Source organism: Stenotrophomonas sp. 10L48, assembly GCF_056395105.1.
The window spans coordinates 84,058-110,036 of record NZ_JBFTIX010000002.1 but is presented as its reverse complement, the minus strand read 5'-3'; the positions used below and the strand labels follow the sequence as shown (position 1 = coordinate 110,036).

The 25,979-nt window shown below is 65.5% G+C and carries 26 protein-coding genes and 2 pseudogenes; 8 read left to right on the top strand and 20 right to left on the bottom strand.

The genetic code is table 11. The annotated features are described in order from the left end of the window. Nucleotides 1–267: 267 nt before the first annotated feature. From AC1DCU_RS03885 to moaA, 11 genes are all read right to left on the bottom strand, one after another. Nucleotides 268–936 (bottom strand): sulfate/molybdate ABC transporter ATP-binding protein, encoded by a 669-nt coding sequence (locus AC1DCU_RS03885; RefSeq protein WP_032974546.1) that lies wholly within the window; start codon nucleotides 934–936, stop codon nucleotides 268–270. Then, nucleotides 926–1,609, bottom strand: coding sequence for a molybdate ABC transporter permease subunit (gene modB / locus AC1DCU_RS03880; protein WP_025874355.1), 684 nt, complete (start codon nucleotides 1,607–1,609; stop codon nucleotides 926–928). Before modB ends, AC1DCU_RS03885 begins: the two co-directional genes overlap by 11 nt. Before the next feature lie 3 nt (nucleotides 1,610–1,612). Then, complete coding sequence (modA, locus tag AC1DCU_RS03875) at nucleotides 1,613–2,356, bottom strand: molybdate ABC transporter substrate-binding protein (protein ID WP_032974545.1); 744 nt, start codon at nucleotides 2,354–2,356, stop codon at nucleotides 1,613–1,615. A gap of 19 nt (nucleotides 2,357–2,375) precedes the next feature. Continuing rightward, a complete protein-coding gene (locus tag AC1DCU_RS03870; protein ID WP_032974543.1) occupies nucleotides 2,376–3,152 on the bottom strand; it encodes a helix-turn-helix domain-containing protein in 777 nt (258 codons plus the stop codon). Between the two features lie 69 nt (nucleotides 3,153–3,221). After that, nucleotides 3,222–3,587, bottom strand: coding sequence for a hypothetical protein (locus AC1DCU_RS03865; protein WP_032974542.1), 366 nt, complete (start codon nucleotides 3,585–3,587; stop codon nucleotides 3,222–3,224). Beyond that, nucleotides 3,584–4,132 carry a molybdenum cofactor guanylyltransferase gene (gene mobA / locus AC1DCU_RS03860; RefSeq protein ID WP_032974541.1) on the bottom strand — a complete coding sequence of 183 codons (549 nt, stop codon included), beginning with the start codon at nucleotides 4,130–4,132 and terminating at the stop codon, nucleotides 3,584–3,586. Before mobA ends, AC1DCU_RS03865 begins: the two co-directional genes overlap by 4 nt. Before the next feature lie 261 nt (nucleotides 4,133–4,393). Continuing rightward, complete coding sequence (locus AC1DCU_RS03855; protein ID WP_032974540.1) at nucleotides 4,394–4,873, bottom strand: molybdenum cofactor biosynthesis protein MoaE; 480 nt, start codon at nucleotides 4,871–4,873, stop codon at nucleotides 4,394–4,396. A 3-nt stretch (nucleotides 4,874–4,876) separates the two neighbouring features. Then, nucleotides 4,877–5,137 carry a MoaD/ThiS family protein gene (locus tag AC1DCU_RS03850; protein ID WP_025874341.1) on the bottom strand — a complete coding sequence of 87 codons (261 nt, stop codon included), beginning with the start codon at nucleotides 5,135–5,137 and terminating at the stop codon, nucleotides 4,877–4,879. Nucleotides 5,138–5,139: 2 nt separating this feature from the next. After that, entirely contained in the window at nucleotides 5,140–6,390 is a 1,251-nt protein-coding gene (locus AC1DCU_RS03845) for a molybdopterin molybdotransferase MoeA (RefSeq protein ID WP_032974539.1), read from the bottom strand. Continuing rightward, nucleotides 6,387–7,385, bottom strand: a complete 999-nt coding sequence (moaCB, locus tag AC1DCU_RS03840; RefSeq protein ID WP_032974538.1) for a bifunctional molybdenum cofactor biosynthesis protein MoaC/MoaB — start codon at nucleotides 7,383–7,385, stop codon at nucleotides 6,387–6,389. Before moaCB ends, AC1DCU_RS03845 begins: the two co-directional genes overlap by 4 nt. A gap of 8 nt (nucleotides 7,386–7,393) precedes the next feature. Then, nucleotides 7,394–8,374, bottom strand: coding sequence for a GTP 3',8-cyclase MoaA (moaA, locus tag AC1DCU_RS03835; RefSeq protein ID WP_032974537.1), 981 nt, complete (start codon nucleotides 8,372–8,374; stop codon nucleotides 7,394–7,396). Nucleotides 8,375–8,949: 575 nt separating this feature from the next. Here moaA and AC1DCU_RS03830 point away from each other — a divergent pair. Continuing rightward, nucleotides 8,950–9,321 carry a hypothetical protein gene (locus AC1DCU_RS03830; RefSeq protein ID WP_032974535.1) on the top strand — a complete coding sequence of 124 codons (372 nt, stop codon included), beginning with the start codon at nucleotides 8,950–8,952 and terminating at the stop codon, nucleotides 9,319–9,321. Nucleotides 9,322–9,454: 133 nt separating this feature from the next. On the opposite strand, the gene AC1DCU_RS03825 is transcribed toward AC1DCU_RS03830, so the two are convergent. From AC1DCU_RS03825 to AC1DCU_RS03805, 5 genes and pseudogenes are all read right to left on the bottom strand, one after another. Further along, nucleotides 9,455–9,766: a hypothetical protein gene (locus AC1DCU_RS03825; protein ID WP_032974534.1), complete on the bottom strand. Its 312-nt coding sequence runs from the start codon at nucleotides 9,764–9,766 to the stop codon at nucleotides 9,455–9,457. Nucleotides 9,767–10,074: 308 nt separating this feature from the next. Continuing rightward, the gene (locus tag AC1DCU_RS03820) at nucleotides 10,075–10,377 is read right to left on the bottom strand and encodes a hypothetical protein (protein ID WP_152543251.1); all 303 of its coding nucleotides are present in this window, start codon (nucleotides 10,375–10,377) and stop codon (nucleotides 10,075–10,077) included. Then, nucleotides 10,364–10,791 (bottom strand): annotated as a pseudogene (locus AC1DCU_RS03815) (RHS repeat protein); the annotation flags it as partial. The pseudogene AC1DCU_RS03815 and the gene AC1DCU_RS03820, both read right to left, overlap by 14 nt. A 253-nt stretch (nucleotides 10,792–11,044) precedes the next feature. Continuing rightward, entirely contained in the window at nucleotides 11,045–11,272 is a 228-nt protein-coding gene (locus AC1DCU_RS03810; protein ID WP_032974533.1) for a hypothetical protein, read from the bottom strand. After that, nucleotides 11,269–15,981: an RHS repeat-associated core domain-containing protein gene (locus AC1DCU_RS03805; protein ID WP_032974532.1), complete on the bottom strand. Its 4,713-nt coding sequence runs from the start codon at nucleotides 15,979–15,981 to the stop codon at nucleotides 11,269–11,271. Before AC1DCU_RS03805 ends, AC1DCU_RS03810 begins: the two co-directional genes overlap by 4 nt. A gap of 336 nt (nucleotides 15,982–16,317) precedes the next feature. On the opposite strand from AC1DCU_RS03805, the gene AC1DCU_RS03800 reads away from it, so the two are divergent. Then, complete coding sequence (locus AC1DCU_RS03800) at nucleotides 16,318–16,749, top strand: YbbD-related protein (protein WP_442251374.1); 432 nt, start codon at nucleotides 16,318–16,320, stop codon at nucleotides 16,747–16,749. Between the two features lie 38 nt (nucleotides 16,750–16,787). Beyond that, nucleotides 16,788–16,931 (top strand): annotated as a pseudogene (locus AC1DCU_RS03795) (nuclear transport factor 2 family protein); the annotation flags it as partial. Between the two features lie 120 nt (nucleotides 16,932–17,051). Here AC1DCU_RS03795 and AC1DCU_RS03790 read toward each other — a convergent pair. Continuing rightward, nucleotides 17,052–17,867, bottom strand: coding sequence for an AraC family transcriptional regulator (locus AC1DCU_RS03790; protein ID WP_032974530.1), 816 nt, complete (start codon nucleotides 17,865–17,867; stop codon nucleotides 17,052–17,054). A 77-nt stretch (nucleotides 17,868–17,944) separates the two neighbouring features. Between AC1DCU_RS03790 and AC1DCU_RS03785 the strand changes: the two genes are divergently transcribed. From AC1DCU_RS03785 to AC1DCU_RS03770, 4 genes are read left to right on the top strand one after another with little or no spacing between them, the layout of a single operon-like run. Then, a complete protein-coding gene (locus AC1DCU_RS03785) occupies nucleotides 17,945–19,903 on the top strand; it encodes an FUSC family protein (protein WP_442251373.1) in 1,959 nt (652 codons plus the stop codon). A gap of 4 nt (nucleotides 19,904–19,907) precedes the next feature. Further along, complete coding sequence (locus tag AC1DCU_RS03780; RefSeq protein ID WP_032975345.1) at nucleotides 19,908–20,123, top strand: DUF1656 domain-containing protein; 216 nt, start codon at nucleotides 19,908–19,910, stop codon at nucleotides 20,121–20,123. Next, on the top strand, nucleotides 20,120–21,004 hold the full coding sequence (locus tag AC1DCU_RS03775) for an HlyD family secretion protein (RefSeq protein WP_032975344.1): 885 nt from the start codon (nucleotides 20,120–20,122) through the stop codon (nucleotides 21,002–21,004). Before AC1DCU_RS03780 ends, AC1DCU_RS03775 begins: the two co-directional genes overlap by 4 nt. After that, complete coding sequence (locus AC1DCU_RS03770; protein ID WP_032975343.1) at nucleotides 21,001–22,440, top strand: efflux transporter outer membrane subunit; 1,440 nt, start codon at nucleotides 21,001–21,003, stop codon at nucleotides 22,438–22,440. Before AC1DCU_RS03775 ends, AC1DCU_RS03770 begins: the two co-directional genes overlap by 4 nt. A gap of 75 nt (nucleotides 22,441–22,515) precedes the next feature. On the opposite strand, the gene AC1DCU_RS03765 is transcribed toward AC1DCU_RS03770, so the two are convergent. The 3 genes from AC1DCU_RS03765 to AC1DCU_RS03755 form a co-directional block, all read right to left on the bottom strand. Further along, nucleotides 22,516–23,079: a fasciclin domain-containing protein gene (locus AC1DCU_RS03765; protein ID WP_025874323.1), complete on the bottom strand. Its 564-nt coding sequence runs from the start codon at nucleotides 23,077–23,079 to the stop codon at nucleotides 22,516–22,518. Between the two features lie 292 nt (nucleotides 23,080–23,371). Further along, nucleotides 23,372–24,166 carry a hypothetical protein gene (locus AC1DCU_RS03760; protein ID WP_152543279.1) on the bottom strand — a complete coding sequence of 265 codons (795 nt, stop codon included), beginning with the start codon at nucleotides 24,164–24,166 and terminating at the stop codon, nucleotides 23,372–23,374. Between the two features lie 91 nt (nucleotides 24,167–24,257). Further along, nucleotides 24,258–25,175 carry a M14 family metallopeptidase gene (locus AC1DCU_RS03755; RefSeq protein ID WP_032975342.1) on the bottom strand — a complete coding sequence of 306 codons (918 nt, stop codon included), beginning with the start codon at nucleotides 25,173–25,175 and terminating at the stop codon, nucleotides 24,258–24,260. A gap of 144 nt (nucleotides 25,176–25,319) precedes the next feature. On the opposite strand from AC1DCU_RS03755, the gene AC1DCU_RS03750 reads away from it, so the two are divergent. Further along, the gene (locus AC1DCU_RS03750) at nucleotides 25,320–25,973 is read left to right on the top strand and encodes a DUF3348 family protein (protein ID WP_032975341.1); all 654 of its coding nucleotides are present in this window, start codon (nucleotides 25,320–25,322) and stop codon (nucleotides 25,971–25,973) included. Nucleotides 25,974–25,979: the final 6 nt, after the last annotated feature.

Sequence of the window (25,979 nt, the reverse complement as noted above, 5' to 3'; positions counted from 1 at the left end):
GCACTACCCGCGTGGATACACGGCGCGCCAGGATATGGCCCGGCACCAACGCCGCGCGTCATCCGCCGACGACGCGCCCGTCCACCACCCGCGCTACCTGCTGGCCGAACACCGCCACATCCTGATTTGAACCGTCCTTCGGGTAGAGCCGGCCGCKGGCCGGCTGCTGTTGGCGCTACGAAGCTGCCGGCCAGCGGTCGGCACTACCCACGTGGATGCACAGCGTGCCGGTGTCCGCCGGGCATGGCCCGGCACGACCGCCGCGCGTCATCCGCCGACGATGCGCCCGTCCACCACGCGCGCCACCTGCTGGCCGAACACCGCCACATCCTGCGGATCGTGGCTGATCAGCAGCAGCGGAATACCGGTTTCATCCAGCACGGTTTCCAGCTCCTGGCGCAGGTGCTGGCGCAGGTCGTGGTCGAGCGCTGCGAACGGTTCGTCCAGCAGCAACGCCTGTGGCCGGGTCACCAGTGCACGCGCCAACGCCGTGCGCTGGCGCTGTCCGCCGGATACCTGTGACGGCAGCAGATCCGCCACATGCTCGATCCGGAATGCCTGCAGCCACTGCTCCACTGCCTCGATACGGGTGCCGCGCGGTGGATTCAACCAGCCCCGCTGCAGCCCGAACGCCACGTTCTGGCGCACGCTCAGGTGCGGAAACAGCGCGTAGTCCTGGAACACATATCCCAGGCGACGACGCTGCGGTGGCAGATCGACCCCTGCTCCCGCATCGAACAGTGTCTGCCCGTGCAGGCGCACATGACCATGCTCCGGGCGCAGCAGGCCGGCCACCGCTTTCAGCGTCAGGCTCTTGCCGGCACCGGAAGGCCCGAACAGCACCACCTGCCGCTGCGTGCACTGCAGTGCTACGTCCAGCTCGAACGTCTGGCCGGACGCCTGCAATCGCCGCTGCACCTGCAGGTCAAGCCACATCGCGCAGCTCCCGACGGCGCCCACCCACCAGCCGCGCGGCCAGCAGCAGGATCACGATGCACACCACCGACGTCAGGATCACCAGCGCATTGGCCTTGCCATCCTGCCCCGCCTGCACCGCTTCATAGATGGCGATCGACAAGGTCTGCGTGCGGCCCGGAATGCTGCCGGCCACCATCAGCGTGGCGCCGAACTCACCCATCGCCCGTGCGAACGCCAGCAGCAGGCCCGCCAGGATCCCGCGCCATGCCAGCGGCAGGGTGATGCGGAAGAACACCGCCGCTTCGGACACGCCCAGCGTGCGCGCGGCCTGCTCCAACTGGCCGTCCACTTCCTCGAATGCAGCGCGTGCCGGTTTGAACACCAGCGGAAACGACGCCACCGCAGCAGCGATCACCGCCGCCTGCCAGGTAAACACCAGGTTGATGCCGAACCACGACTGCAACCAGGCGCCGATCGGGCCATTGCGCCCGATCAGCACCAGCAGGTAATAGCCCAGCACCGTCGGCGGCAGCACCATCGGCAGGGTCAGTATCGAATCCAGCAGTTCCCGACCGGGAAAGCGCCGCCGCGCCAGCAGCGCGCCAAGCGCCACGCCGGCAACAAGATTGATCGCCGTGGCCCAGCCGGCCACCTTCAACGACAATCCCAGTGCGCTCCAGTCCAGGTCCATCCGTCAGGGCTTGCCGAACCCGTGCTTGTGCAGGATCGCCTGGCCCTGCGCCGAGCGCACGAACGCCGCGAAGCGCCTGGCTTCCACCGGCTGCGTGCTGGCCTGCACAACCGCCAGCGGATAGGCGATGCGTCCGGCAACCGGAACCTGGAACGCGCGCCGCACGCGATCAGGCATTGCCTGCGCGTCGGTGGCGTAGACAAACCCCGCATCCACCTCGCCCCGCGCCACGTAATCCAGCGACTGCCGCACATTCTGCGTACTGATCACCTTGCCCTGCACGGCCGGCCACAGCTTGGCAGCCTGCAGCGCGCCCTGCGCGTAGCGGCCCACCGGCACGCTGTCCGGGTTGCCCACTGCGATGCGCTGCACGCCGGCACCCGCCAGATCGGCCAGTGCGCGCGGCGGCGCCTTCGCCTGCGGTGGCACGACCACCCACAACGCGTTCACCGCAAAAACCTCACGCGTACCGGCCGCCAGCAGCTTCTGCTGCGCAGCCTGGTCCATCGTTGCTTCATCGGCCGAAGCGAACACATCCACCGGCGCGCCGCGCGCGATCTGCTGCAGCAGTACGCCGGAAGCGGCAAAGTTGAAGTCGACCCTGCTGCCCGGGTTCGCCTTCTCATAGGCTGCGCCCAGCTCGCGGAAGCTTTCGGTAAGGCTGGATGCCGCCGACACTGTAAGTTCGGCCGACCACGCCGGCAGCGCAGCCACCATCCCCAGCAACAACACGCCCAGCGTCTTCATATCGGCTCCTTGTCCGTGTTCAATCCGTTTCGGAATCCCTGGCCACGGCCAGCGCCGCCAGCCGCTCGGGTTGCAGCAGCAGCATCTCACGTTGGTTGACTGCGATGACACCCTCATCGCTCAGCCGCCGCAGCACCCGGCTGACCGTCTCCGGCGCCATCCGCAGATAATTGGCGATCTCGGTGCGGGCCATGGTCAGGTTGAAGCGGGTCGCGGAAAAACCACGCCGCGCATAACGCGCCGACATATCCAGCAGGAACGCCGCCATCCGCTCCTCGGTGCGGTGGTTGGCCGCCAGCGTGGCGACCTTGCCGATCTCCGCGCTGAGCAGGCTGAACAGCTTGGCCTGCAACCCCGGCATGCGGGTGGCCAGCAGGCTCAGCTTGGGGAACGAAATGCGGCACAGGTGCACCGTATCCAGTGCCACCGCATTGCAGGGGAAGCGCGAACCGTGAATCGCGTTGAGCCCGATCACCTCGCCCGGCAGAGCAAAACCCAGCACCTGCTCGTTGCCCTGGCTGTCGTCGACGAAGGTCTTGACCATGCCTGCGCGCACAGCGGCGATGGAATCGAAGGCCTCACCCGCACGGAAGATGTATTCCCCCGCATGGAACGGCCCCACGTGGTCTACCAGCACATGCAGTTCGCCCAGCGCCGTCTTGTCATAGCCCTGCGACATGCAAGCATCGGAGAAGGCACAAGTGCTGCAGAAATGCAGCGCGTCGCCATCATCGGCGGCGGCAGGATTCGGCGTGGCCCGGCCGGGGCGCGGCTGAGGGGACGGAATCGAAGACATTACGGCAACGCTCGAACGGAAGCATCCATCATACGGCACGGCCCCATCGCCTTCCGTGCACTGCACGGGTCACGCCGCTGGTGACGTGCCGCGCCGGCCTGCGCCGCGCTGGCGCACGCTGTCGCGCACATCCACATCGAACTGCAGTTGCAGCGTGGTGCCGTCGTCCAGATACAGCGCAAAGGCCAGTCCATCGCGGCATGGCAGGCGCCCAGCCAGGTCCTCCACGGAAGACCGGGGCAATACCAGGCGGCAATCGGTGCCGCTGTCGAGCAGCACCGCGCTTTCGCCGCCGTGCAACGAAACGGCCGTGCCCCAACCGCCGCTGCCACCGAACCGGGTCAGGTTCTCCACCGTTTCACCGGCCAGCAGCGTGGCCAGCTCGGCCTCGTCCAGGCGCAAGCGCATTGTCTGTTCCTGCAACTGCACCTTCATGAGGCAACGTCCTCCCATTGGGTGGGGGTATTGCAGTTGACCAGGGCGCCTTCATCGGCATGGGCCAGGCGCAGGGTCTGCGCGTCCAGCCGGTGTTGCAGGGCCTGCAGGGAGCGCGGGCCGAGGGGATCGTGGATCATGTTTTCGAGGATCGTGCGGCTTTCATTGGCTACATTAAACAGCATCGGAAGCGGATGCCCGTCAAAGATCGTGCAAGCGCCGCTGTGCCGGTCACGCAGCTGCTGCAATAGCTCCGGGGTCAACCGGGGTGTATCCACCGGCACCACCCAGGCAGGGCCATCGGGCATCTGCATCGCCACGCTGTACAGGCCACCCAGTGGCCCGCAGCGCGTGATCTGGTCCGGCACGCCGCCGAACGCCGGATAGCGTCCGCTCACCCAGACCCGGTCTGCCCCGGCCAGCCGCAAGGTGCCGCGCATGTGCTCCAGCAGGGTGCGCCCCTGCCAGGGCAGCATTGCCTTGTCGCGGCCCATCCGGCTGGACAGGCCGCCGGCCAGCACGATGCCGGCAATGGGCGTTTTCACGCGGGAAACCCGACCACGCCATACGTGGCCGCTCCTGTCGGGCGCGAGGGGAAGGCCCCATCCACGCATGGAGCAACCGTGCAGGTACGCCTCAATAGATCCACGCCATGCGTGGCTGCTTCTGCCAAGCGCGAGGGGAAGGCGCCATCCACGCATGGAGCAACCGTGCAGGTACGCCTCAGTAGAGCCACGCCATGCGTGGCTGCTTCTGCCAAGCGCGAGGGGAAGGCGCCATCCACGCATGGCGTGGATCTACTGCCGTCAGTGGTGATCATGCGCCGGTTCACCATCGGCGTGGCACAGCGTGCAGCCTTCGCTCCACTCGCTGTCGCCGTCCTCGTAATGTTCCTGCTTCCAGATCGGGCACTGGTGTTTCACCGCCTCGATCAACTGCCGGCACGCGCGGAACGCCTCATCACGGTGCGGGCTGCCCGCAGCCACCACCACCGCAACATCGCCAATGCCCAAGCGGCCCTTGGCATGCGCCACATACAGCTTCAGCTTCGGCCCGAACGTCGCTTCGATCTCCGCCGCAAAGCGCTGGATCTCGTTCAGCACCAGCGGTTCGAACAGGTCATAGGTGATGCCGGTCACCGGCCGCCCCACATTGAAGTCGCGCACCTTGCCGATGAACACATCTATGCCGCCGAATGCCGGGTCGGACACCGCCGCGATGCCTTCGGCCGGGTCGATGGCGTGCTGCGCACGGTCCACCACCTTTGCCGTCACGTTGCTGCTCATGGCTCAGCCCCCGCTCACCGGCGGCAGGATCGCCACCTTGCCATCGGCAGGCAGCGCCTCGTGGTCACGCAGCACGCGCTGCTGGTCGGCAAAGGCAGAATAGTCCAGCAACCCGGCGCGGAAACCGGGAAAGCGCACCGGCAACAGCTCACGCAGCGCCTGGCGCAGATCGGCCACCGTGCCACCGGCCACCTCCAGCGCAATCTCGCGGCTGTCATCCAGATCGGAAAACGCACCGAACAACTGCAGATTCACCTGTTTCATCGTCACTCCTGGGTTGCCAGCTGCAGCGGGTCCTGATGGCCCCAGCCCTGCACACGCACCGGTGTGCCGGCCGCGACGAGGTCCCCCTCGCCCTCCAGCACCACCCAGGCGTTGGCCTGCAGCATGGATTTCAAACGGAACGATTCCTGCCCAGACAGCACGCGCGCGCTCAAGCGCCCCTGCGCGTCCACGTCCACCCGCGCACGCGCGTGGAAGCGCAGGCCCGGCGGTTTGCGCACATCGGCCTGCAACGGCAGCTGCAGCAGCGGCTCTGCGGCCAGGCCCAGCAGGCGGCGCAGCACTGGTTCAACGAAGAAACGCTGCCCCACCGCCGCCGACACCGGGTTGCCCGGCAGGCCGAAATACAGCGCGCCATCGGGCAGCACTGCAAACAGCAGTGGCTTGCCCGGGCGGATCGCCACCTTGTGGAACACGATGCGGGCGCCGCGGGCGCGCAACGCATCGGGAATGAAGTCGTAGCGGCCGGCCGACACCGCGCCGGTGCTGATCAGCACCTTCGCACCCGCAGCCAGCGCGTCGTCCAGCACCGCATCGAAGGCAGCCACGTCATCGCCCACCGTGCCCTGCCACACCACCTCGGCACCGGCGGCCTGCAGGCGGGCGATCAGGTAGGGCCGGTTGCTGTCACGGATCTGTCCGGAGTCCAGCGCCTGCGCCGCTTCGGTCACCAGCTCCTTGCCAGTGGCAATGACAGCGACCTTCGGCCGTGCCACCACCGCCACCTCGGCCACACCGATGGCGTGCAGCAGGGTGCGTGCATTGATGTCCAAGGCCTGCCCGGCCTGCAGCACGCGCTCGCCTTCTTCCACGTCCTGTCCGCGCAGGCGCACGTTCTGGCCAGGTTTCACCCCGCTCTTCAACGCAATGCGGGTCGGGCGACCCTGCTCGCTGGCAAGGATCTCCACGTTCTCGATCGGCACCACCGTATCCAGCCCAACCGGCATGCGCGCGCCAGTCATGATTTCCCATGCACCGTCGCCGCCCTCGGCACCGGCGTCGCCCGCCGCCTGCCAGCCCTGCACCACAAATTCGGTATCGCTTTCGAACGGCGTGCCATTGGCGCGCAGCGCGAAGCCGTCCATCGCCGAGTTGTCGAACGGCGGCAACGACTGCCCGCTGATGATGTCCGTGGCCAGGATGCGACCCGCAGCCTCATGCAATGCCAGCCGCTCGGCCGGCAGCGGTGCAGCCGCTTCCATCAGGTGCTGCAGCGCTTCGCTGTAGGCAATCATGCGTGGCCACCGCCATCGACCATCGCCAATGCGTGGCCCAGCACCGGCGCCAGGATGTCCAGGCACTGCGCGGCCGCACGCGGGCTGCCCGGCAGCGCAAACACCAGCATGTCATCCAGCTGCACCACCTCGGCCCGGCTCAGCCAGGCCATCGGCGTGTGCTGCGCACTCAACGCGCGCACCATCTGCGCCAAGCCGTGCACCGGTCGCGCATTCAACGAACGCAGCGCCTCCGGGGTCAGGTCGCGCGGGCCAAGCCCGGTGCCGCCGGTACACAGGCACAAGCGCACGCCCTCGCCCGCCAGCGCACGCAGGCGGCCCGCCAGCGGCTCGATGCCATCGGGCAATACCTCGGCAGCCACCACCTCGCCACCGAGCGACTGCAACCCGCTCACCAGCTTCGGGCCGGACTCGTCGGCATAGCTACCCTCGCTGGCGCGATCGCTCAGGGTGATCACCGCGCAGGCCGCGCCGTTCAGGCCCTTCGGCGGGCGCGGCCTGAAGCGCGCGCGCTCGCCCTCGTCCATGCCGTCGGGATGCAGCCACAGGCCGCGCTTGCCGCCCTCCTTGAACAACAGGCGGATGCCCTCGATGCGCAGCGCCGGCTCCACCGGCTTGCTCAGGTCGTACAGGGTCAGCAGTGCCGCGTTGACGCCGGCAAGCGCCTCCATCTCCACACCGGTGCGGGCCTCGCTGGCGCACTCGCACCACACGCGTATCGCCTGCCGCTCCGGCACCGGCGCGCAGTACACCTGCACCAGTTCCAGCGGCAACGGGTGGCACAGCGGCATCAGCATCGAGGCCATCTTGGCGCCCTGCAGCCCAGCAATCTCGGCCATCACCAGCGCATCGCCCTTTGGCAACCGGCGCTCGACAATCAGCGGGTAGGCCACTGGCCCGGCATGCAGCTCGCCCACCGCCACCGCGCGGCGGCGGGTAATACGTTTGTCGCGCACATCGGCCATGTGGAAGGCCGCCTTCAGATCACCCGGCATCGTGTTCCTCATCCTCCAATCGAAGCCAGGTGCGGAATCAATCCGGTCTGGCCCTGGTGCAATCCGTGCCCGGCCGCTTTCAGGCCAAGCTGTGTGGTGATGCGTGCCAGCAGCGCGTCCTGGTCGTCGTCGCTCTGCAGCAGCGGGCGCAGCGGCACGCCGAATTCGCCGAACAGGCACAGCCGCAGATCGCCCTTGGCGGTCACCCGCAGGCGGTTGCAGCCCTTGCAGAAGTCACGCGAGTACGGGGCGATGATGCCCACCGTGCCGCGATGCTGCGGGTGGCTGAACTCGCGCGCGGGGCCGGCATCGTCCGCGCGCGGGCGCTCGTGCCAGCCAGCGGCCAGCAGCTGCTCGATCACCACGTCGGCGCGCAGATGGTGGCGCTGGAAATAGGCTTCGTTGTCGCCGGTACGCATCAGTTCGATGAAGCGCACGCTGAAAGGACGGTCGCGCAGGAAGTTCATCCACTGCGGCAACTCATCGTCGTTCAGGCCGCGCAGCAGCACCGCGTTGAGCTTGATGGCCGGCAGGCCCAATGCCTGTGCCATCGCCAGCCCCTGCTGGATTTCCGGCAGGCGGTCGTGGCCGGTGATGGTCCTGAAGCGCTCGCGCTGCAGGCTGTCCATGCTTACGTTCAGCGCGGTCAGGCCGGCCCGGTGCCAGCCGGGAAGGCGCCGCGGCAGCAGCGTGCCATTGGTGGTGATGGCCACCTTGCGGATGCCCGGCACGGCCGCCACCGCAGCGATGATCTCGTCCAGGTCCTTGCGCAGGCTGGGCTCACCCCCGGTAAGGCGGATCTTGCTCATCCCCAGCATGGCAAAGGCGCGCACCAGGCGCGCGATCTCGTCCACCGCCAGGAAGCGCGGACGGCCGTCGGCCTGGTAGCCATCGGGCAGGCAATAACTGCAACGGAAGTTGCAGGCCTCGGTCAATGACAGGCGCAGATACGGGAAGCGGCGTCCGAACCCGTCGGTGAGTTGGCTCATGGCTGTTTCACTCCTGAGCCCACCATGCCGCTGGGCGCCTGAACAGGTTGTCGACCCGAGCCCTCAGAGTGCGCCGGGGCGCTGAAAGCGTCAACCCGGAGCTCGACTGCGGTGGCGCTGAAGGGTACAGCCTTCAACCCTGTCGTTTTCGAACCGGCCGCTACGTCCCGCTTCTTCACCCAACCACGACACCTGTCGCAGATTGCCTGGTCGCGGTGGGTCATCGCGGCAGCCAGCAGTGCCGGTACTTAACAGCGTGGTTCAATGCCGAAAGCGTCTCCAATCGTGAGCTATTTGCAACTCTTCTGATTGGCATTGCACAGCGACGCGGGCTCAGATGGCGTGCCACCGAAAACGGGTGGCCGGGTTTCGAATCCCGTGTTGACCTTGAGTGATTGCGCTTGCCAGTCGGCGTCCACATTCCGTGGCGCCGGCTGGCAATCCGTCTGCCGGCTATGGCGGGCGGTGCGTGGGGGCGTTCGCGCCCGCCGGCTTGAGGTCAACCCGGATTCGAACCACGTACCGTCCGCCACCTCTGTGTGGCGGCTACCGATTGCCTTGCACGGAGCCATGCCATGAACGGATCTGACCTGCCCCATCTGCACGCCTACAGCGACCCGGCCAACGCCGATGACCTGGCAGAGGCCGTGCACCCGGATGCGAACACCTTGAGTGCCAACCTGAGACGCATCGGCAAAGGCGCCGCCGCCGACGGGCAGCCCTGGCCAGAGCGACACCAGCTGCCCGGGCGCTGCATGGCGCTGGCCGATGCCGATTGCGCATTGGCCGGCTTGCGGGTGGTGCAGGAGGTACTGCTGGCGGCGGAGCGAACCCGGCAGAACGGCGAGCCCGAGGACTACGTGGGCGACCGGGTGATGGAGGGGCTGATGCTGGCGTGCCTGGCGTTGAGTGCGCAGGCTGTGGGGCGGTTGCAGGTGGAGGGGTGAACGGGACTCGCTTGGAATGCACCTTGCGCCTCCAGGTTCACCAGCGAACGGGAAAAAGCCCACCGGTACTGCAGCCCCCCCCCCCCCTTTGTCTCGCGTGTTACTCCGTCTCAACAACAGCATTGCCCCACGCTCACTCGCCTGTTGCTCTCTTTCCGGATAGAGCAACCAGAAAGATCAGAACAAGGACGATGCATACCGCCAGGTTGAACAAGAGGATGGGGCGTATGGCGAGGTAGAGCTCACCAACTCCCACAGAATAAGAACCATGATTGGACTGCGAGCCTAGCGCTCTTGCAGTGATCTGAATCCACACAAGCGAAGCTATTTGAACAACAGCGATTCCAATCGCGGAGAACAGCCGTCTGGTAGGAGTTCTGCCGACCATTGCGACATACGCGAGCACCGAGAGCGCCGCATAGAAAACAACCAACATCCAAGTCATCACCGCTTCCGTTCGGAATTCTCCGCCCTCATGCAACCCGTGCTCGCTGGGCCTTCATCAGGCCTTCCTTGGTACGCGGAAGCTAATGTGCCTCGCCTTGGCAAACGCCGGTCTGCTCCCTTCCGCTTCTGGCATGAACCGCTGCACGCCGCCCCGCAGCTGGGAACGCCCAACCTGTCAGCCTTGGGGGGCTTGGTCATTTCCGGGATCGACAGCTGAGCCGGCCGCACGTTGAGCAGCGCTGCTCGTACTCCTTGATGCACGATGGCTTGCAGCACTACGCCGGCGTCCGTGGAACCGAAAAGCCTTCATCGTTGACGCCGTTTCTTTCCTGACTGGGCTGATGGACTTTCGCGCAGCCCTTGTCGGATCGCGATATCCAACGCTACTGCCGCCGCGACGAAGCACATCGCCGCGACGGACCTCTCATAGGCCAATTGGCCAAAGTACTGCTGAATCGCAAATCCAAAACCACAAAGTCGACCGCACAGCGTGCCGCTATTGTTGATTCCAAACTTCAGAACCAAGACGCCCATGAAGGCAGCCAGACTGCAGAATACCAAGCCCGGAAAGAAGACGAGGGGGCGCCAAGCTCGCTTTGATTTCGACATCAACGGCTCCAATGCGGTCGTGGCAGTGCTGGGGGTTTCCTTTGGCGTGACACACTTGGCCGAGGCGACCCTCGCGTCATAGCTGTAGCCCACACTAAGATTAGGGCATGGCTAGGCGATTCGGACCAAGCGGGTAAGCGCATCGTAGCGATTAGTAACACTGCGCGGGTCGGTGGCGATCTTGCTATTCCCGACGGCGTCGACGGCAAAGCTGTTCGCACCACTGCCCGGGCTGACCCGGCCAGTCAGATCACCGAAACCGCTGGAAGTTCAGGTGGCGCGCAACCCCTTCGGGACGGTGACCTAGATGATCTGGTCCCATGCGCCGTACTGGTCGTACTGGCTGTGAATTTCCGCCTTCACGCCGCCCACGTCCTGCAGGGTCTGAGCCAGCCTGTTCAGCGGGTCGAACTGCTAGCGGCTGACACTCCGCAGGGGACACGCACTTATATTCAGAGTGCTGAACACGGCCCTTCGAGTCGAACGACTGCGTCGCACCGTAATTGGCTCCAACGCCTGCGCCGATGATACCGAGAGTTCCCGATGCCTCTGCGTAGACTCCTACTCCGTTGGCAGACTCACATGAGTCGGCAGCTTTCTGATCGGGGCTTCCACCCATAGGATCGAATGAGAACCCGCCGCCTACGCCGATACCAGCCCTGATAGCTCAAAGTCCCCAGAAGCCATCCCAGATCAAGCGCCACCAAGATTTGGTTGTTCGGGCCACTTCACTTGGCTTTCTTGTGAGAGCCAAAATGACCCAAATGGTGCTTCCGCCCATGATGATTAGCCCAATCAACGTCATCAGCGCGGGGCTTATGTGCCTATAAAACCACCAGCCCAGGAGGATCAGGATCATCAAAGCAACATAGCGGAGCAGCAATCCAGTTTTCATAGTCCTATGGTTCCTACTTCCTGCAAGAATTCACTTGGCTTATGGACAGCCTCCTTAACGTGCTTCTCCATAATATCAATCCAAAAAGGCTCACCAGGGTCATCTGACTCAGTTCCCCAAGGCAACAAACCCGAGTATGTCTTCAGGACGTCGCCCCTTGAATAATTGCTACTGTCTTCACAGGCTGCCTCCGCCCACTGCTGCTCGGCGCGAGCCCACGCCTTCTGGCCACTAGTGATGTTCCAGACGCCCAACCCAATACTTGCGGAGCCCGGTGCGGCGGTCACTACTGCACCCTCCATGCCAAGTCCTCCAGCGATCCTCAGCGTACCTGAAGCAAGCAAGCGCCCAGCGTTGATGGCATTCCCAATTGCGACGGCTGTCTTGTGCACGTTCCTTAATCCCAACGGGTCTATCAAGCTAAGTGAGTTTCCGCCAGCGTATCCGTAGGTGCTGATTCCGCCTCGTAACCCAATCGGATCACTCTGCGAATACCGCCCCACTGCCGGGTCGTACTCCCGTTGGTAGTTGTAGAACAACCCACTCGCATCCGTCGCCTGCTGGCCCGGGAAGCGCAGCGCCAGCTCGAACGCCACACCGTCGCCATCCGGGTCGGCACTCGTAATCTGGTTGCCGAACACTTCGCTCTTGTTGCTCCACTCCCAGATCGAGACGTTCCGTACCGGGTCGATCACCACGCGCGGCGTACCCAGATGATCCGGCTGGACGTAGGCCAGCTCCGGTACGCCGGCGCTCGGCACATTGATCAACGCCACCGGATAGTTGTCCAGCCAGATCGCCTGCTGCTGCGCCTGCCCCGTGGCCGAGTAGTTGCCCACCCACTGCCCTGCCTCGTCATACAGGGTAATCTGAGCCGCACCACCGGCCGGGGTACGCAGCACGCGCTCACCGCGATGGTTGTAGGCGTAGCTCTCCAATGTGGCGTTGCCCTGCTTCACTGCGTTCATGCGGTTGGCATCGTTGTAGGTGAAAGCCTTGCTGCCAATGCTGGTGGTGTTGCCCGATGCGTCGTGATTCCGCACCTCGCCATCCACCGCAGTCAGCCGGTGGCTGGTGGCCGGATAGGTGTAATTGGCGGTTCCTGCCGAAGTGGTCAGCGAGATGCGGTTGCCGGTTGCGTCGTAGCCGTAGGTTTCAATCGGCGTGCCGGTCGTACCGTCCTGGGTCTGGGTCAGGCGGCCGAGCGCGTCATAGGCGTACTTGGCCAGCACTTCGGACCCTGCTCCATTCTTCAGCTCGATGATCGAACCGACCGGATCATAGCCATAGCTCAGCGATAGCCCGCCTGTTGCCGGGTCATGCACGGCCTGCTGGCGGTAATCCAGGTCCAGTGGCCGCTGCAATTGACGCCCGTTGCCGTAGGTCCACCCTGACGCCGGGCCGAAGGCCGCGTAGGTCACGTTGTTCACCACGATCTGCCGCGACTGCCCAGGGCGGGTCAGGCCGATCTCACTGACGCGCCCCTGGGTATCTCGCACGTAGTCGGCCACGCTGCCGTCCGGGTAGGTCAACGCGGTCAGGCGGCCGGACTTGCTGTAGGCATAACGCAGCGTGCTGACGACGCCGTTGACGGTCTGCACCTTGCGGGTGACCTGGCCGAAGCGGTCATGGCAGTACTGGGTGCTGCCATTCGCGTGCAACACCTGCCCCAGGCGCCCCTTGGCAAAGCGCTCGTCGGCGGCGCAGGCAGCCGGTGCCACGTCATAGCTGTAGCCCACGTCCAGATTGGGGTCCGGATAGGCGATGCCGATCAGGCGGTTGAGCGCGTCGTAGCTGTAGGTAGCGGTGAGGCCCCGCGCATCGGTGGCGGTCTTGCGGTTGCCAGCCACATCAACGGTGAAGCTGCTGGCGCCACTGTCCGGACTGACCTGTCCAGTCAGATCACCGAAACCGTTATAGGCATAGGTAGTGTGCAGGCCCTTCGGGTCAGTCACCTGGGTGACCTGGTCCAGCGCGTTGTACTGGCTGCGGATTTCCGCAGCAACTCCTCCCACGTCCTGCAGGGTCCGCGCCAGCCGGTTCAGGGGATCGTACTGCTGGCTGGAGACGCGCTGCAGGGCGTCGGTTACCGTCTGCGGGTTGCCGTTTGCATCGTAGGTGAAGCCAGTGGCGTGGTTGCCGGCGTCTTTCAGCGCCGTAAGCTGGCCAATCGTGTTGAAGGTGCGTGCCAGGGTGCGGCGCAGGGTGCCGCCTGCATCCAGAGTGTCCTCCTTCAGGCGATTGCCGGCATTGTCCAGCGTGTAGTGGACGGTGTTGCCGGCGTTGTCCTCGATGTCGGTCAGTCGTTGTGCAGCGTCATACACGTAGGTCACGCTGTTGCCATCGGGCTCGGTGATCTGCTGCACCTGGCCGGTGGGCCAGTAGCTGATGTGGGTGGATCGATCATCGGCGGTAGTGGCTCCGCGTACGGTCACCGAGGTGGGCCAGCCCCGGGCATGGTAGGCGTAGTCGGTGACCACGCCATTGGCATCCTTCACCGACAACGGTCGCCCGTAGGCGTCGTAGGCCAACGTCTCCACCGTCTGACCAAGTGCATTGGTGACGCTGCGCAGGTCGCCCTTGCGATAGGTGCAGGCCCCATTGGTCGCGCACCCTGCGTCGTCTGCGGCGTAGTAGGCATAGGTGCTGACGTCGGCCACGTCGGTGCGCGCGCCATCCACGCTCTTCAGCAGCCCCTCCACGGGGCAACTGCCCGCCGCGGCCACATCCGCAGCCTCGCAATAGGTATATGTGGTCGTACGCGTCTGCCCGGATGCCAGATCCTTCAGGGTCACGCTCACCGGTTGTCGGCGCGGGTTGTAGGCGGTACGCGTCTCACGCTGACCGATGGTCGTCGCCAGCACCGCGTTGGTCACACTGTCGCGCACGGCCTGCACAACACGCTGTTCAGGCAGGCCCACCGCATCGGTGATGGTATGGGTGTTGACCGGTCGGCCCGTCACCGCGTCGACGCCTTCGCTATATGTGTGCTTGGTCTGGACGCCGCGCCGGTCCGTATAGGTATCCAGACGCCGGCGGAAATCGACCGCGCCGTCATAGTAGGTGCGGCTGACCGAACCCTGGGCATCGGTCGTGCCCGACACCTTGCGGGGAGGTGCGCTGTCGCCACCGGCTGTCAGCGTGTAATCGGTCTGATGGCCCAATGCATCAGTGACCACCGCACCGCCATTGGGGCTGTAGGCAAGGGTTACGCCATCAGCGCCACCCGCGTGCTGGCTCGAAATGACGCGACCGATGGTGTCATAGGTGAAGGTGCTGTAGCGGCGCCCATCCTCGGCGGTAATGCCGGTCAGGTGCTGGGGGAAATCCAGATTCTCGTAGTGATAGGTGCGCACCCCGCCGCCCGCGTACGTGACGGTAGCGACCTGCCCGTGCGCGGTATAGGTATAGCTCGCCTGCGGTACGCCCGCGACCAGAACGGAGCTGATCAATGCTTCGTAGTCGTTGGACTGATAGACGAATTCAAGCGTACGGCCGCTGCTGTGCACGACGGCAGCGAGGCGCTGGCTATCGTCATAGATGAAGGTGAGCGACGTGCCGTCCACAAAGCGCTTCACGGCGAGCCGGCCCGCATCGTCGAATGTCGAAATGGCGTCGGACGCGTACAGCGTCCAGTTTCCATTCTGGACCAGGCGATCGCCACTGCTGTCGGCGGCCTCGTAGACCTGGCCGATCTTCTTGAAGGCGCGCTGGAAACCGGTGGCTTCAACGATGCCTGCGCCGCCCGCCCCATCCAGTGCGAGCTGGGCACCTAGCGAGTGTGTCCAACCGTAGCCGAAGCCTCCGGACGAGGTGGATATTCCCGAATGGTAGTAGCGCGTCAGTGCAACCCAGCCCAGATCGAAGTCCTGCGCGATCTCGTACTTCTCACCGGTCTTCACGTCGCAGGGGTTGCCTACGGTGCCAGTGCACGGAGGCTCCTGCGATGCCGGAGTGCTGGAGGGGTTCGGGCTCATGCCACTCATGGCGCTGTTACCCGAGGTCGGGCAATTGCCGTTCCCGCCATCCTTGTCGCACTGCGTCGTCTTGGAGGTGATGGTTGCTACGAACTCTTCGCTGACGCAGGCTTCGTGCTTGTTGGACCACTGGGTGAGGGGGACCGGGCAGTTCAGACGCCGGGTCCGCGTCATATGGGCATCGCTTGGGTAGGGCGTGCACGGCGACTCGGCTGTGTTGTCGCCGGTCATGTATATCACTTCAAAATCACGTGTCTCGATGGTTCCTTCCATGTCCGGGCTGAGCGCATACCACTCGCTTGTAGGCGTAACGGCTGCACCCGGGCATACAGGATTGAACGCCTTGATATCGGCGAGATAGGAAGCAACCATCGCCTCTTCTGTCGGGAATATAGCGGTACTCAGATACGACCAATCAGGGTCGGAGGGCTGGGACTTGCCCATCCAGTACGTGATTGAGGTATTTCCCTCCAGGTCCACGACCTTCGACTTGATCGAATTGACGGACTGCCAACCGAACTGGAGCTCAGGCGGGAACGGACTCGGCGCGGGCAGGCTCTTGATCGCCTGCACTGCCTCCTGCTGAGTCTTGTACTGGGTCGAATTCCCGCTTGGCTGGGAGATGCGCCAGGTTGTCTTGCTCTCCTGCGCCTGCGCGGCAAGGGGGGCCGCGCAGCCAAGCGCGGCCATCGTCAGCGCCACACACACCAGCTTCATTGTCCGTTCGAACATCCGTGTTCTCCTTCCTGGGCGAATACCGCGCCGGGAGGGACGAAGGCGCACGGGCGGTTCACCGCCCTATCGCGCCCTGCTTCGGATCGTCCCTGTTCCGGAATGCGGCAACGCCGCACGGGGCAGTTATCGCGCAAGCCCATTACATAATCAAGTCAAGCCGTGGGATGTCGGTCACGATTATCGATATCGGCAACGCCCCTCCCTGGTGATCAGAGTACTCCCCCAAACTGCTTCCAGTCTTCATTGGTGCTAGCGTGCACCGTCAAGCCAGTGATGCAAGGATGCGCTGCAGGATCGTCTATGACGCCGACATTACCTCCATTTTCAGACCGCATGAGGCTGTTCCTCCTCTTCGCGCTCTGCTTGATACTCATCTCCTGCGATCTGGATCTGGTGATGGACAGCTCCTACGCCACGAAGCAGGAAGCCGTCGACGCCGAGATGATTGCCAAGGGCTGGATTCCCGCGTGGGTGCCCGAGGAGGCGACCGACCTGCGTGAGGTGCACGACCTCGATTCAAACGTGAGCGCGCTTGCCTTCAGCAAACCACGCAGCAAGCAGTTGCTGTTGCCGCCCGGTTGCCGGCCCCTCAACCACAGCGCTACCCAGCCGGCGCTGTTCAATCGAAGCTGGTGGCCGAGTGAGACCGCTCTGAAGCGCTCCTATATCTTCTTTCGTTGCGAGCCCGAATTCGGCAAGTCGATCTTCGTCGCAACAAGCGGAACCGGCGATCATGTGCTCTTCTGGCGCACGTACGCTCGCTGATGCGCATGCCCGCCCTCCCCTGCAACCCGACACTACAGATGCACACTCCAGGAACGGTCCTCACCACCCTCGCCCTTTGCCTGTTGCCCAGCCTTCCGGTCTACGCAGAGCAACGCACGCCTGCCGATGTGGAAGCGATCGAACAGGTGATCGAGTCCTTCCGCACCTCGCTGATCAACAAGGGCTGGTCCGCACCGAGCGGGGCTGGAAGATCTTTTCGGTGATCTATTCGATACGTGACAAACGCAGTTCCGCAGAGAGCTGATGCGCCCTTTCAGCAAATCAACGTCAGCCAGTCACCATCAACCACCACGCGCAGCTGAATCCTGATCCCGCAACCGCGCCGCAAAATACCGCGTGGGCGATTGCCCCAGCGCCTTCTTGAACATCGTGATGAACGCCGTCACCGATTCATAGCCCAGGGTTTCAGAAACCCGCTGCACCGCCGCGCCGCCTGCAAGCTCGCGAATGGCAACCAGCAGATGCAGCTGCTGCCGCCAGCGCCCGAACGACAGTCCGGTTTCCCGATCAATCAGCCGCGTCAACGTGCGCTCACCCAACGCCAGGCGTTTGGCCCACTCGCTGATGGTGCTGCGGTCGGCCGGATTGGCTGACAGCGCCGCAGCCAGCGCGCGGATCTTGGGGTGGTCACTCACCGGCAGGTACAACCGCTCGGCCGGCATCTGCACCAGTTCGTCCAGCAGCACTCGCGCCAGGCGATCGGTGTGCCCACCGCGCGGGTAGTCCTGCGGCGCATCGGCCAGGTGCAGGATCATCTCGCGCACCATCGGCGAGATCGACAGCGTCACGCAGTGCAGTGGCAGGTCGACAACGCCCGGCTCGACGAACAGATAGCACAGGCGGGCGTTGGCGGTGGCCCGGTTGCTGTGCGGCATGCTGCCCGGAATCCACACGCCGCACTGTGGCGGCACGATCCACAACGCATTGGCCACCTCGCAGGTCACCGCGCCATGAAGTGCCAGGATCAGCTGTCCCTTGCGGTGGTCATGCACTGGAATCTCGGCATCGTGGTCGGCCACCTGCAGGCGGCTGGCCACTGCCGGCCGATCCGTCGCGTCCGGGTCCAGATCAAAGCCAGGCAGTGAAATGCGAGTCATTCTCGATGACCGGATTCAGCGATAGACTGACATTCTAGCGAAATTCGGCGACGGGGCTCGCTGAATACGATGGCGCCATGCACATCCCCGCCCCCACCCGCCCTTGGCTTTTGCGCCCCATCGCGCTGTTGACGTCGCCCGCATTGAAGGTCGACCGCGAAGCGGTGCTGTTCTCGCTCAAATGCCTGCTCGCCGCCATCCTCGGGCTGTATGTCTCGCTGCGCATCGGCCTGACCCGCCCGTTCTGGGTGATCGGCACTGTCTACCTGGTGTCGCAGCCGATGTCCGGCGCGACACTCAGCCGTGGCCTGTTCCGGCTGCTGGGAACGGTCGGCGGTGCGGTTGCTACGGTGCTGCTGGTGCCGCGGTTCGCCAACGCGCCGATGGTGTTGGGCGTGGTACTGGCCGCCTGGATGGGCCTGTGCCTGTATTTGGCCATGCTCGACCGCACACCGCGTGCGTACGCCTTCCTGCTGGCCGGGTACACCACCAGCCTGATTGGTTTCCCGGCGGTGATGGTGCCCGATGACGTCTTCACCATCGCCATCACCCGCGTGCAGGAAATCTCCATCGGCATTCTTGCGGCGACGCTGGTCCATGGCCTGCTGTGGCCACGCCGGGTCTCGCCGCGTGTGCACGCGCGCGTCGCATCGATCCTCGCCGATGCGGAGCGCTGGACGCGGGACATGCGCGCTGGCGCAAACGAAACGGTACTGGCTGCGGATCGCTCCAAGGTAGCCGCGGACCTCCTCGACCTGCACACGCTGTCCATCCACCTGCCGTTCGACAGTGTGCACGGCGTCGCCCAGGTGCAGATCCTGCGCGCACTGCATGACCGGATGCTCGATGTGCTGATGCTGTCCAGCGCCGTGGACGAATCACTGGCCCAGTTGCGCGCGCAGCCCGCTGGCACGGCGCACACCACTTGGCAGGAATTGATGCGTGCAGATCTCTGCGCAGGTCAGGCCGAACTCGATGCTGCGCATCACGACTGCCGGCTGCTGGAAGAGCAGCTGCACGCCGCCCGCCCGGCCTGGCGCCTGCATGTGCCCGCGCACCTTGCCAGGAAGGCGAGCGGTCATGTGCTGCATCGTGACCACCGGATCGCCCTGCGCAGCGCCTTGGGTGCCTTCGTTGGCATCGTACTGGCCTGCGCGCTGTGGATCATTACCGCGTGGTCCGATGGTGCAACCGCCGTCTCCATCATCGGCACGGCCTGCGTGTTGTTCGGGACCACCGAGGCACCTGCCGGGCATGTCATGCGCTATCTGATCGGGTCGACCATCGGCGTGGTCATCGGGCTGTTCTACGCGCTGTTGATCTTTCCGGGTCTGTCCGATTTCGTCGGCCTGGCCATGGCACTGGCGCCGGCACTGCTGGTGTGTGGCTCGTTCCTCGCCCGCCCGCCGTTCATCATGGGCGCATTGGGGGTAGTGCTCACCTTCCCCCTCATCGCCGGGTTGGGCGCCACCAATGCCACCCACATCGCGGGCGCGCTCAACAGCAGCGTCGCGCTGTTCGTGGGTACGGCGGCGGCGCTGTGCAGCATGTCGCTGTTGCAGACGCTGGACAGCAATCGCAGCCGCGCGCGCCTGCAGGATGTGATCCGACGGGACATCGCACGCCGCGCCGCCGGGCAGGTGCGAAATGCCAGCGACTGGACAAGCCGCATGGTGGATCGGCTTGCGCTGCTTGCCCCTCGCCTGCGCGGCCATCCGGATGCAGCCCCCACGTTGCGGACGCTGTTTGCGGACATGCGCGCGGCCAGTGCCGTGGCCGAACTTCGCGTAATTGGCGGGGCGTTGAATGATCGCCGCAGCCACGACTGCCTGGCCCAGTTGCTGCACAGCGCGTCGGCCCACTTCCGTATCCGTACCTCCACATGCCGCACAGTGGATACGCCGGTGCTGGAATCACTCGAGCGCACACGCGAGGTGATCATCGCTGGCAGCAACGGCGCATCCAAGCCTGTTCTTGCGCTGCTTTGCGGCCTGCGCCGTGACCTGATCGCTCCGTTGATCGTACATGGGGACTGAGTCGATGTTTTCCGATATCTCCATTGACGGCGTCTTCGTTCCCGGGCTGCTGGCGGTGGCACTCATCGCGCTGGCGCTGTCGATGATGGCCTCGCGGTTATTGGCAAGCCTCGGCCTGTACCGACTGTTCGCCTATCGCCCGCTGGTGGGCCTTTCGCTGTTCGTGATCCTGGCGGAGCTGCTGATCCAGCTCGCGCCCCTGCTTGAGAACCTGAAATGAAGCACCTGTTGAGTGTCATTGGCCGCTGGAGCGCAACGCTCTGCCTCTTCGTCGTTGCCGTCATCGCGGCCCTGTCCCTGTGGAACCGCTACGAAGCGCAGCCGTGGACGCGCGACGGCCGCGTACGGGCGGACGTGATCCGCGTGGCGTCGGACATGGGCGGGCTGGTCACCCAGGTGCTGGTGCAGGACAACCAGCGGGTGAAAGCCGGGCAGCTGCTGCTGGTGCTGGACCAGCCGCGCTACGCCGCCGCGCTGGACAAGGCCGATGCCGCGGTGAACAGCGCGCAGGCCACGCTTGCCCTTGCCCGCCGTGAATCGAAGCGGGACATCGCGCTGGGCAACCTGGTGGCTTCGGAAACGCGGGAGCGCAATGCCGCCAAGGTCGATACCGAAGTGGCCGGCCTTGCACAGGCCCGAGCGGAGCGGCGGGTGGCGCTGCTGAACGTGCAGCGCACCGAAGTGCGCGCCAGCGCCGATGGCATCGTCACCAACCTCGACCTGCACCCGGGCGACTTCCTGCAGCCGGGTGCCCAGGCGCTGGCGCTGATCGACGGCGCCAGCCTCCGGGTCGAAGGCTATTTCGAAGAAACCAAGCTCAACTGCATCAACGAAGGCGATGCCGCTGTCGCCCGCCTGATGGGCGATGGCCGCGACGTGCATGGGCATGTGGAGAGCATCGCCGCCGGCATTGCCGACGATCAGCGCGCGAGCACCCACAACCTGCTGCCATCGGTTGCGTCAACGTATACCTGGGTGCGGCTGGCGCAGCGGATACCGGTGCGCATCCACTTGGACGACGTGGCACCGGATACGCGCCTGATCGTCGGCAGGACCGCCAGCGTGACCATCACGCCGCGCGCGCAGGGAGCCTGCAAGTGATCGGCACGGCATCACGCGTGGGCGTGCTCGCCTGTGCGCTGTCGCTGGCCGGCTGCGTGTCCGGCCCGGACTACACGCTGCCGGCCAATGCGGTTGCCGCCGCCCCGGCAGCCCGCCGCGCATTCGTATCGAGCCACCAGGCGGCCTACGCACAGGCGGAGCTGCCGGACCGCTGGTGGCAGCTGTACGATGATCCACGACTCGATGCTTACGTCAGCGAAGCACTGCGAGCCAACACCGATCTGCGCGCGGCTGATGCCAACCTGCGCCGCGCCACGGCGATGGTGCTGCAGTACCAGGCCGAGGGCTCGGTAAGCACCGACGCAGATGCATCGGCCACGCTGGCCCATGCCGGGGGATATACCTCACCCACCTCGCCACCGCAGGTGTATGCGCTCGGCATCCACCTGTCCTACCCACTGGATCTGGCAGGTGGCATCCGCCGCGGTATCGAAGCTGGCAGCGCCGATGCAGAGGCTGTCGCTGCAGCACGTGACCAGGTGCGGGTGGTGGTCGCCGCCGCTGTCACCCGCGCTTATGTCGGCATCTGTTCGACCAACCTCACCCTGGCGGCGACGCAGCGGGTGCTCGCTACGCAGCGCGCTACGTTGGACGCCACCACGCGCTTGGCGGCCGGCGGACGCGGAACCGAGTTCGACGTCAGCCGGGCACGCGCGGCGGCCAACCGCAGTGCGGCGGCGGTGCCGCATCTGGTTGCCGAACGGCAGGCGGCCCTGTTCGCGCTGGCGGCGCTGATGGGACGCGTACCGGCCGACTATCCGCAGGACGTCGCCAACTGCCAACAACCGCCGCGCCTGCAGCAACCGGTTCCGGTCGGCGACGGTGGCCAGCTGATCCAGCGCCGCCCGGATGTCCGCGCGGCCGAGCGCAGCCTGGCGGCCGCCACCGCGATGATCGGCGTGGAAACGGCAGCCCTGTACCCACAGGTGAGCATCGGCGCGTCCGCCGGCACGGCAGGTTCATTCAAGCAGCTGCTGAGCAGCGACAGCCTCGGCGCGTCCTTCGGGCCGCTGCTGTCGTGGCGCTGGCCGAACCGCCGCGCAACCCGGGCGCGGATCGATGCGGCCGGCGCCAACGCCGATGCCAGGCTGGCATCGTTCGATGGCGTGGTGCTGGACGCGCTGCGGCAGACAGAAACCGCGCTGTCGGCCTACGCACAGGAGATCGATCGCGAGCACAGCCTTGCCCTCGCCCGCGACGACGCGGCACATGCGAGCGACCAGGCCGGGCAGTTGTACCGGTTCGGCAGGATCGACTTCATCGACGTGCTGTCTGCCGAGGCTGCGCTGGCCGATGCAGAGTCTGCCCTGGCAGCATCGCGCGCGCAGCTGGGGGACCGTCAGGTGGATCTGTTCCTGGCGCTGGGTGGGGGCTGGGCGGCGGCAGGCACAACGCCCGACGCGCTTGATCGCTGAACCGCGCTCAATCGTGAGCGGCTGGCCTGTGAAACCAGCCGCTCCCGCACTGCCATCGATGTTGCGGCCCTGGGCTTACTTCGGCATCAGCACCGAATCGACCACATGCACCACGCCATTGGACTGCCTCACGTCGGCGGTGGTCACCGCAGACTTGCCGCCTTTGGCGTCGACCACCCAGACCTTGCCATCCTGCAGCTTCACCGTCAGCGCTTCACCCTGCACCGTTTTCAGCGTGCTGCTGCCACCGTGGCTGCGCGCTGCTGCGGTCAGCTGGGTGGAGGTGTAGGTGCCCGGCACCACGTGATAGGTCAGGACCTGGGTCAGCTTGGCCTTGTTTTCAGGCTTCAGCAGCGTTTCCACGGTGCCTGCGGGCAGCTTGGCGAAAGCCTGGTTGTCGGGAGCAAATACGGTGAAAGGACCCTTGCCGCTGAGCGTGTCGACAAGCCCGGCCGCCTTCACGGCAGTCACCAAGGTGCTCAGGTTCTGGGCGGTGGAGGCGTTTTCGACAATGGTCTTGTTCGCGTACATCGGCACGCCACCCACCATCGGGTTGTCGGCGGCAAAGGCGGCCGGGGCAGTTGCGCAGGCAACCGCGACGGTGGCGGCAAGGGTCAGGCGCTGGATCTGGGTACGCATGTTCGTGTCCTCGTTGATAGCCCAACCGGGCTGGGAAATGCGCAGCGTTCGCTGCCGTCACTGCACCACCTTGCAGCCATGCGGGAATGCAGGGCGTCCGTAGCAGCAGGGAAGAAGCGTTGCGTGCATGAGGGCATACGCCGCAAGCCGATGGCCGGATGCATCGCCTGGCGCCGGGGCAGTGAACGGTTCAACAAGGTGCGTGCCGCGTCGTGAGGATGTTCACGGGATCGTGATGCGCTGAAGAGCGGAGAGTTGCCGCGATCGGCTGTCCAAGCAGAGGGGCGGTGCTTCAGCTTTCGCCGCTGGCCCTGAGCTGGGCACTCAACAGACGTGTCAGGGTCCTGCGTGCCAACCAGCCCTGCAGTTGCTTGGCCTTGATGGTCTTGGCCATGAGGCAGGGCGCGCCTTCCACGGTGTGGTCGATGTGGTAGCAGCGCGAGGCGCCACAGAGCTCGGCCTGGCTGGCGGTCACGATGACGACGGACACCTCCAGGCTGGTGAAGGCGATATCCGCCTTGATGTCCGGGTTCTCAGTGCCGGCACGGTCGATGAGCGTGCGGAAGCGGCCCAGGTCGCGTTCTCCGCCGCTGCTGAGCGGCCCCACGTTGGTGGCGCGCCGGATGTCCTCCTCCTCTCCGGGGACAGCGTTGTTCCAATGTTCAGTGCGCTCGGGAATGACTGCGCGGACGACCTTGCCGCCCGGCTCGATCAGATCGATGACCACATCCAGCAGATACACCGGCTCCAACCCAAGGTTGGTCACAAAACAGTGCGCATCCAGATGCTTGCCCGCACCGGAGGTGATCAGAATGGATGGCCGTTGCTGGCGGCGGTAGCTGCGCAGGAACACGCTCAGATAGACCACCCAGATCAGCGCCGTTACGCAGGTCATGGCGGCGGTGATCAGAGGTGCAAGGTGAAGCAGATTCTGGAGCATTCCCGATGGTGTCTCACGCAGCTTCGCTGGAGAGAACATCATCGCGATTGCATCGCTCGCGGGCCGTGAAGCCATGCTCGTGGCGAAGACGGCACCTCTGCGCGGTTGCCCGCTGGCGTCGGTGCCCGGCTTGGTCGACGCGTCCAACAGTCGTCGTCAGCGGGCAGAAGGAGCTGACTGGCCCGGCTGCGCACTGCAGCGGCCGAGCAAAGGCTCGGCGCCGCAATGCGGTACTCGATCAGTTGGCCAGAGCGAAATCCAACCCCGCGCACACCGCCGCCACCTGGGCGTCGTTGCATTCCTGCGGGTTGGTGCGCGGGCTGTCCGGGTACACCTCGGTGGTGGTGGCATACAGCGCATCGGTGAAGCCGGCACATGCACCAATGGAACGCGACTCGCCCCACACCACGCCCAACGACTGCAGCGGCATGCCCACCAGATTGCCTTCGGCATCGGCCGGGGCAATGTGGGTGATCGGGGCCACCGCGGCGATCAGCGCCTTCTGGAATTCGTGCTGCGGGTCTTCGCTGTTGCCGATCACATAGAAGCCATCGGGAATGGTGTCGCGCTCGAACGGCTTGCCGTCGCGGGCGCAGCGGGCCGGGTCGAACTCGTGCAGATCGCTGTCGGTGGTCTCGTGCAGGTCCAGGTGGACCCGGATGTTGGCCTTGCGTTCGGCCACCCAGCGCATCAGCGAGGCGGCTTCCTCGATCAGGCCGCCGTCACGGAAGCTGCGGTTGGGATCGATGGCGATGGGGTTCCAGCGCTGGATGCGCTCATAGCCCCACGGGCTCACGCACGGGGCCACGATCAGGTTGAAGCGGCCCAGGTAACGCTCGGCGTGCTGCTCCAGGAACTGCAGGGCGCCATGCACGCCGCTGGTTTCGTAGCCATGCACGCCGCCGGTGACCAGCGCGGTCGGCAGGGCCGGGTTCCAGTCGTGGTTCACCACCGCAAACAGAGGGTAGTGGTCCGGGGCGTAGTCCAATTGGCCGTACTGCACCACGTCGAAGCGCTCGTCCAGCCGTTCCAGCGCGGTCACCACGTCTTCGTGGTAGCTGCGCTGTCGCTGCTGGCGGGCCCGCCACTGCGCGCGTTCGGCGTCGCCCCAGGGCTGTCCGGGGGTGCCGATCGGGTAGAACTGCGCAACGGTCATCTCAAGCTCCAGAAGTCGGGGTGCGGTGGTACAGCCGACCATTTTAAGCCTTGTGGCCCGATCGGTGCTGCCCCTCGCCCCCGCCTTCATACGGCCGGCCTCATCTGGTTGTAAAATCAACGGTTTTTGGCCCCCACCCCCTTGATGGCGAACGCAGCGCAGCCGGTCGTGGATGGACCGGACTTCCTCCGTCTGCTCGCCCGTCTCAGCGACGGCGCGATGCCGGCCTCCAGTCCCGCCCTGACCGATCGCCTCGGCCAGTGGGTGGACTGGAGCCGTGCCGTGGCCCTTGCCGGGGCGCTGGATGGCCGCCTGGCTGAACCGGCCGAGGCCGCCGAAGCGCTGGATGATCTGCTGGCCGATTGCGCCCAGGCCGAAGCGAGCCTGTTGGCTTCGCTGAGCGAGGATGCCGAGGCCGAGCGCCTGCTGGACCTGGCCGAGGCCGCCGCCGCGCCGAACTTCGCTTCGTTGCGGCAGCGCTACCGGGTGCTGCAGCAGGCCATCCAGACCGCTACCGGCCGCCTGCGCGGCCGCCTGCGCGACCAGCTGGTGCAGGCGTCACCGGAGCTGGCGCGGCTGGCCGAGGTCGATGCGGTGATGGAGCAGACCTTGAGCCCGCGCGAGCACAGCCTGCTCGCCACCGCCCCGGCGGTGCTGGGTGCCCGATTCGAACGCGTGCACGGCCAGCCCGGCTGGCGCGCGTCCTTCCGCCACGACATGCGCACGCTGCTGCTCGCCGAGCTGCAACTGCGCTTCCACCCGATCCAGGGGCTGCTTGCCGCCCTGCGCTCACACTGACCGGAA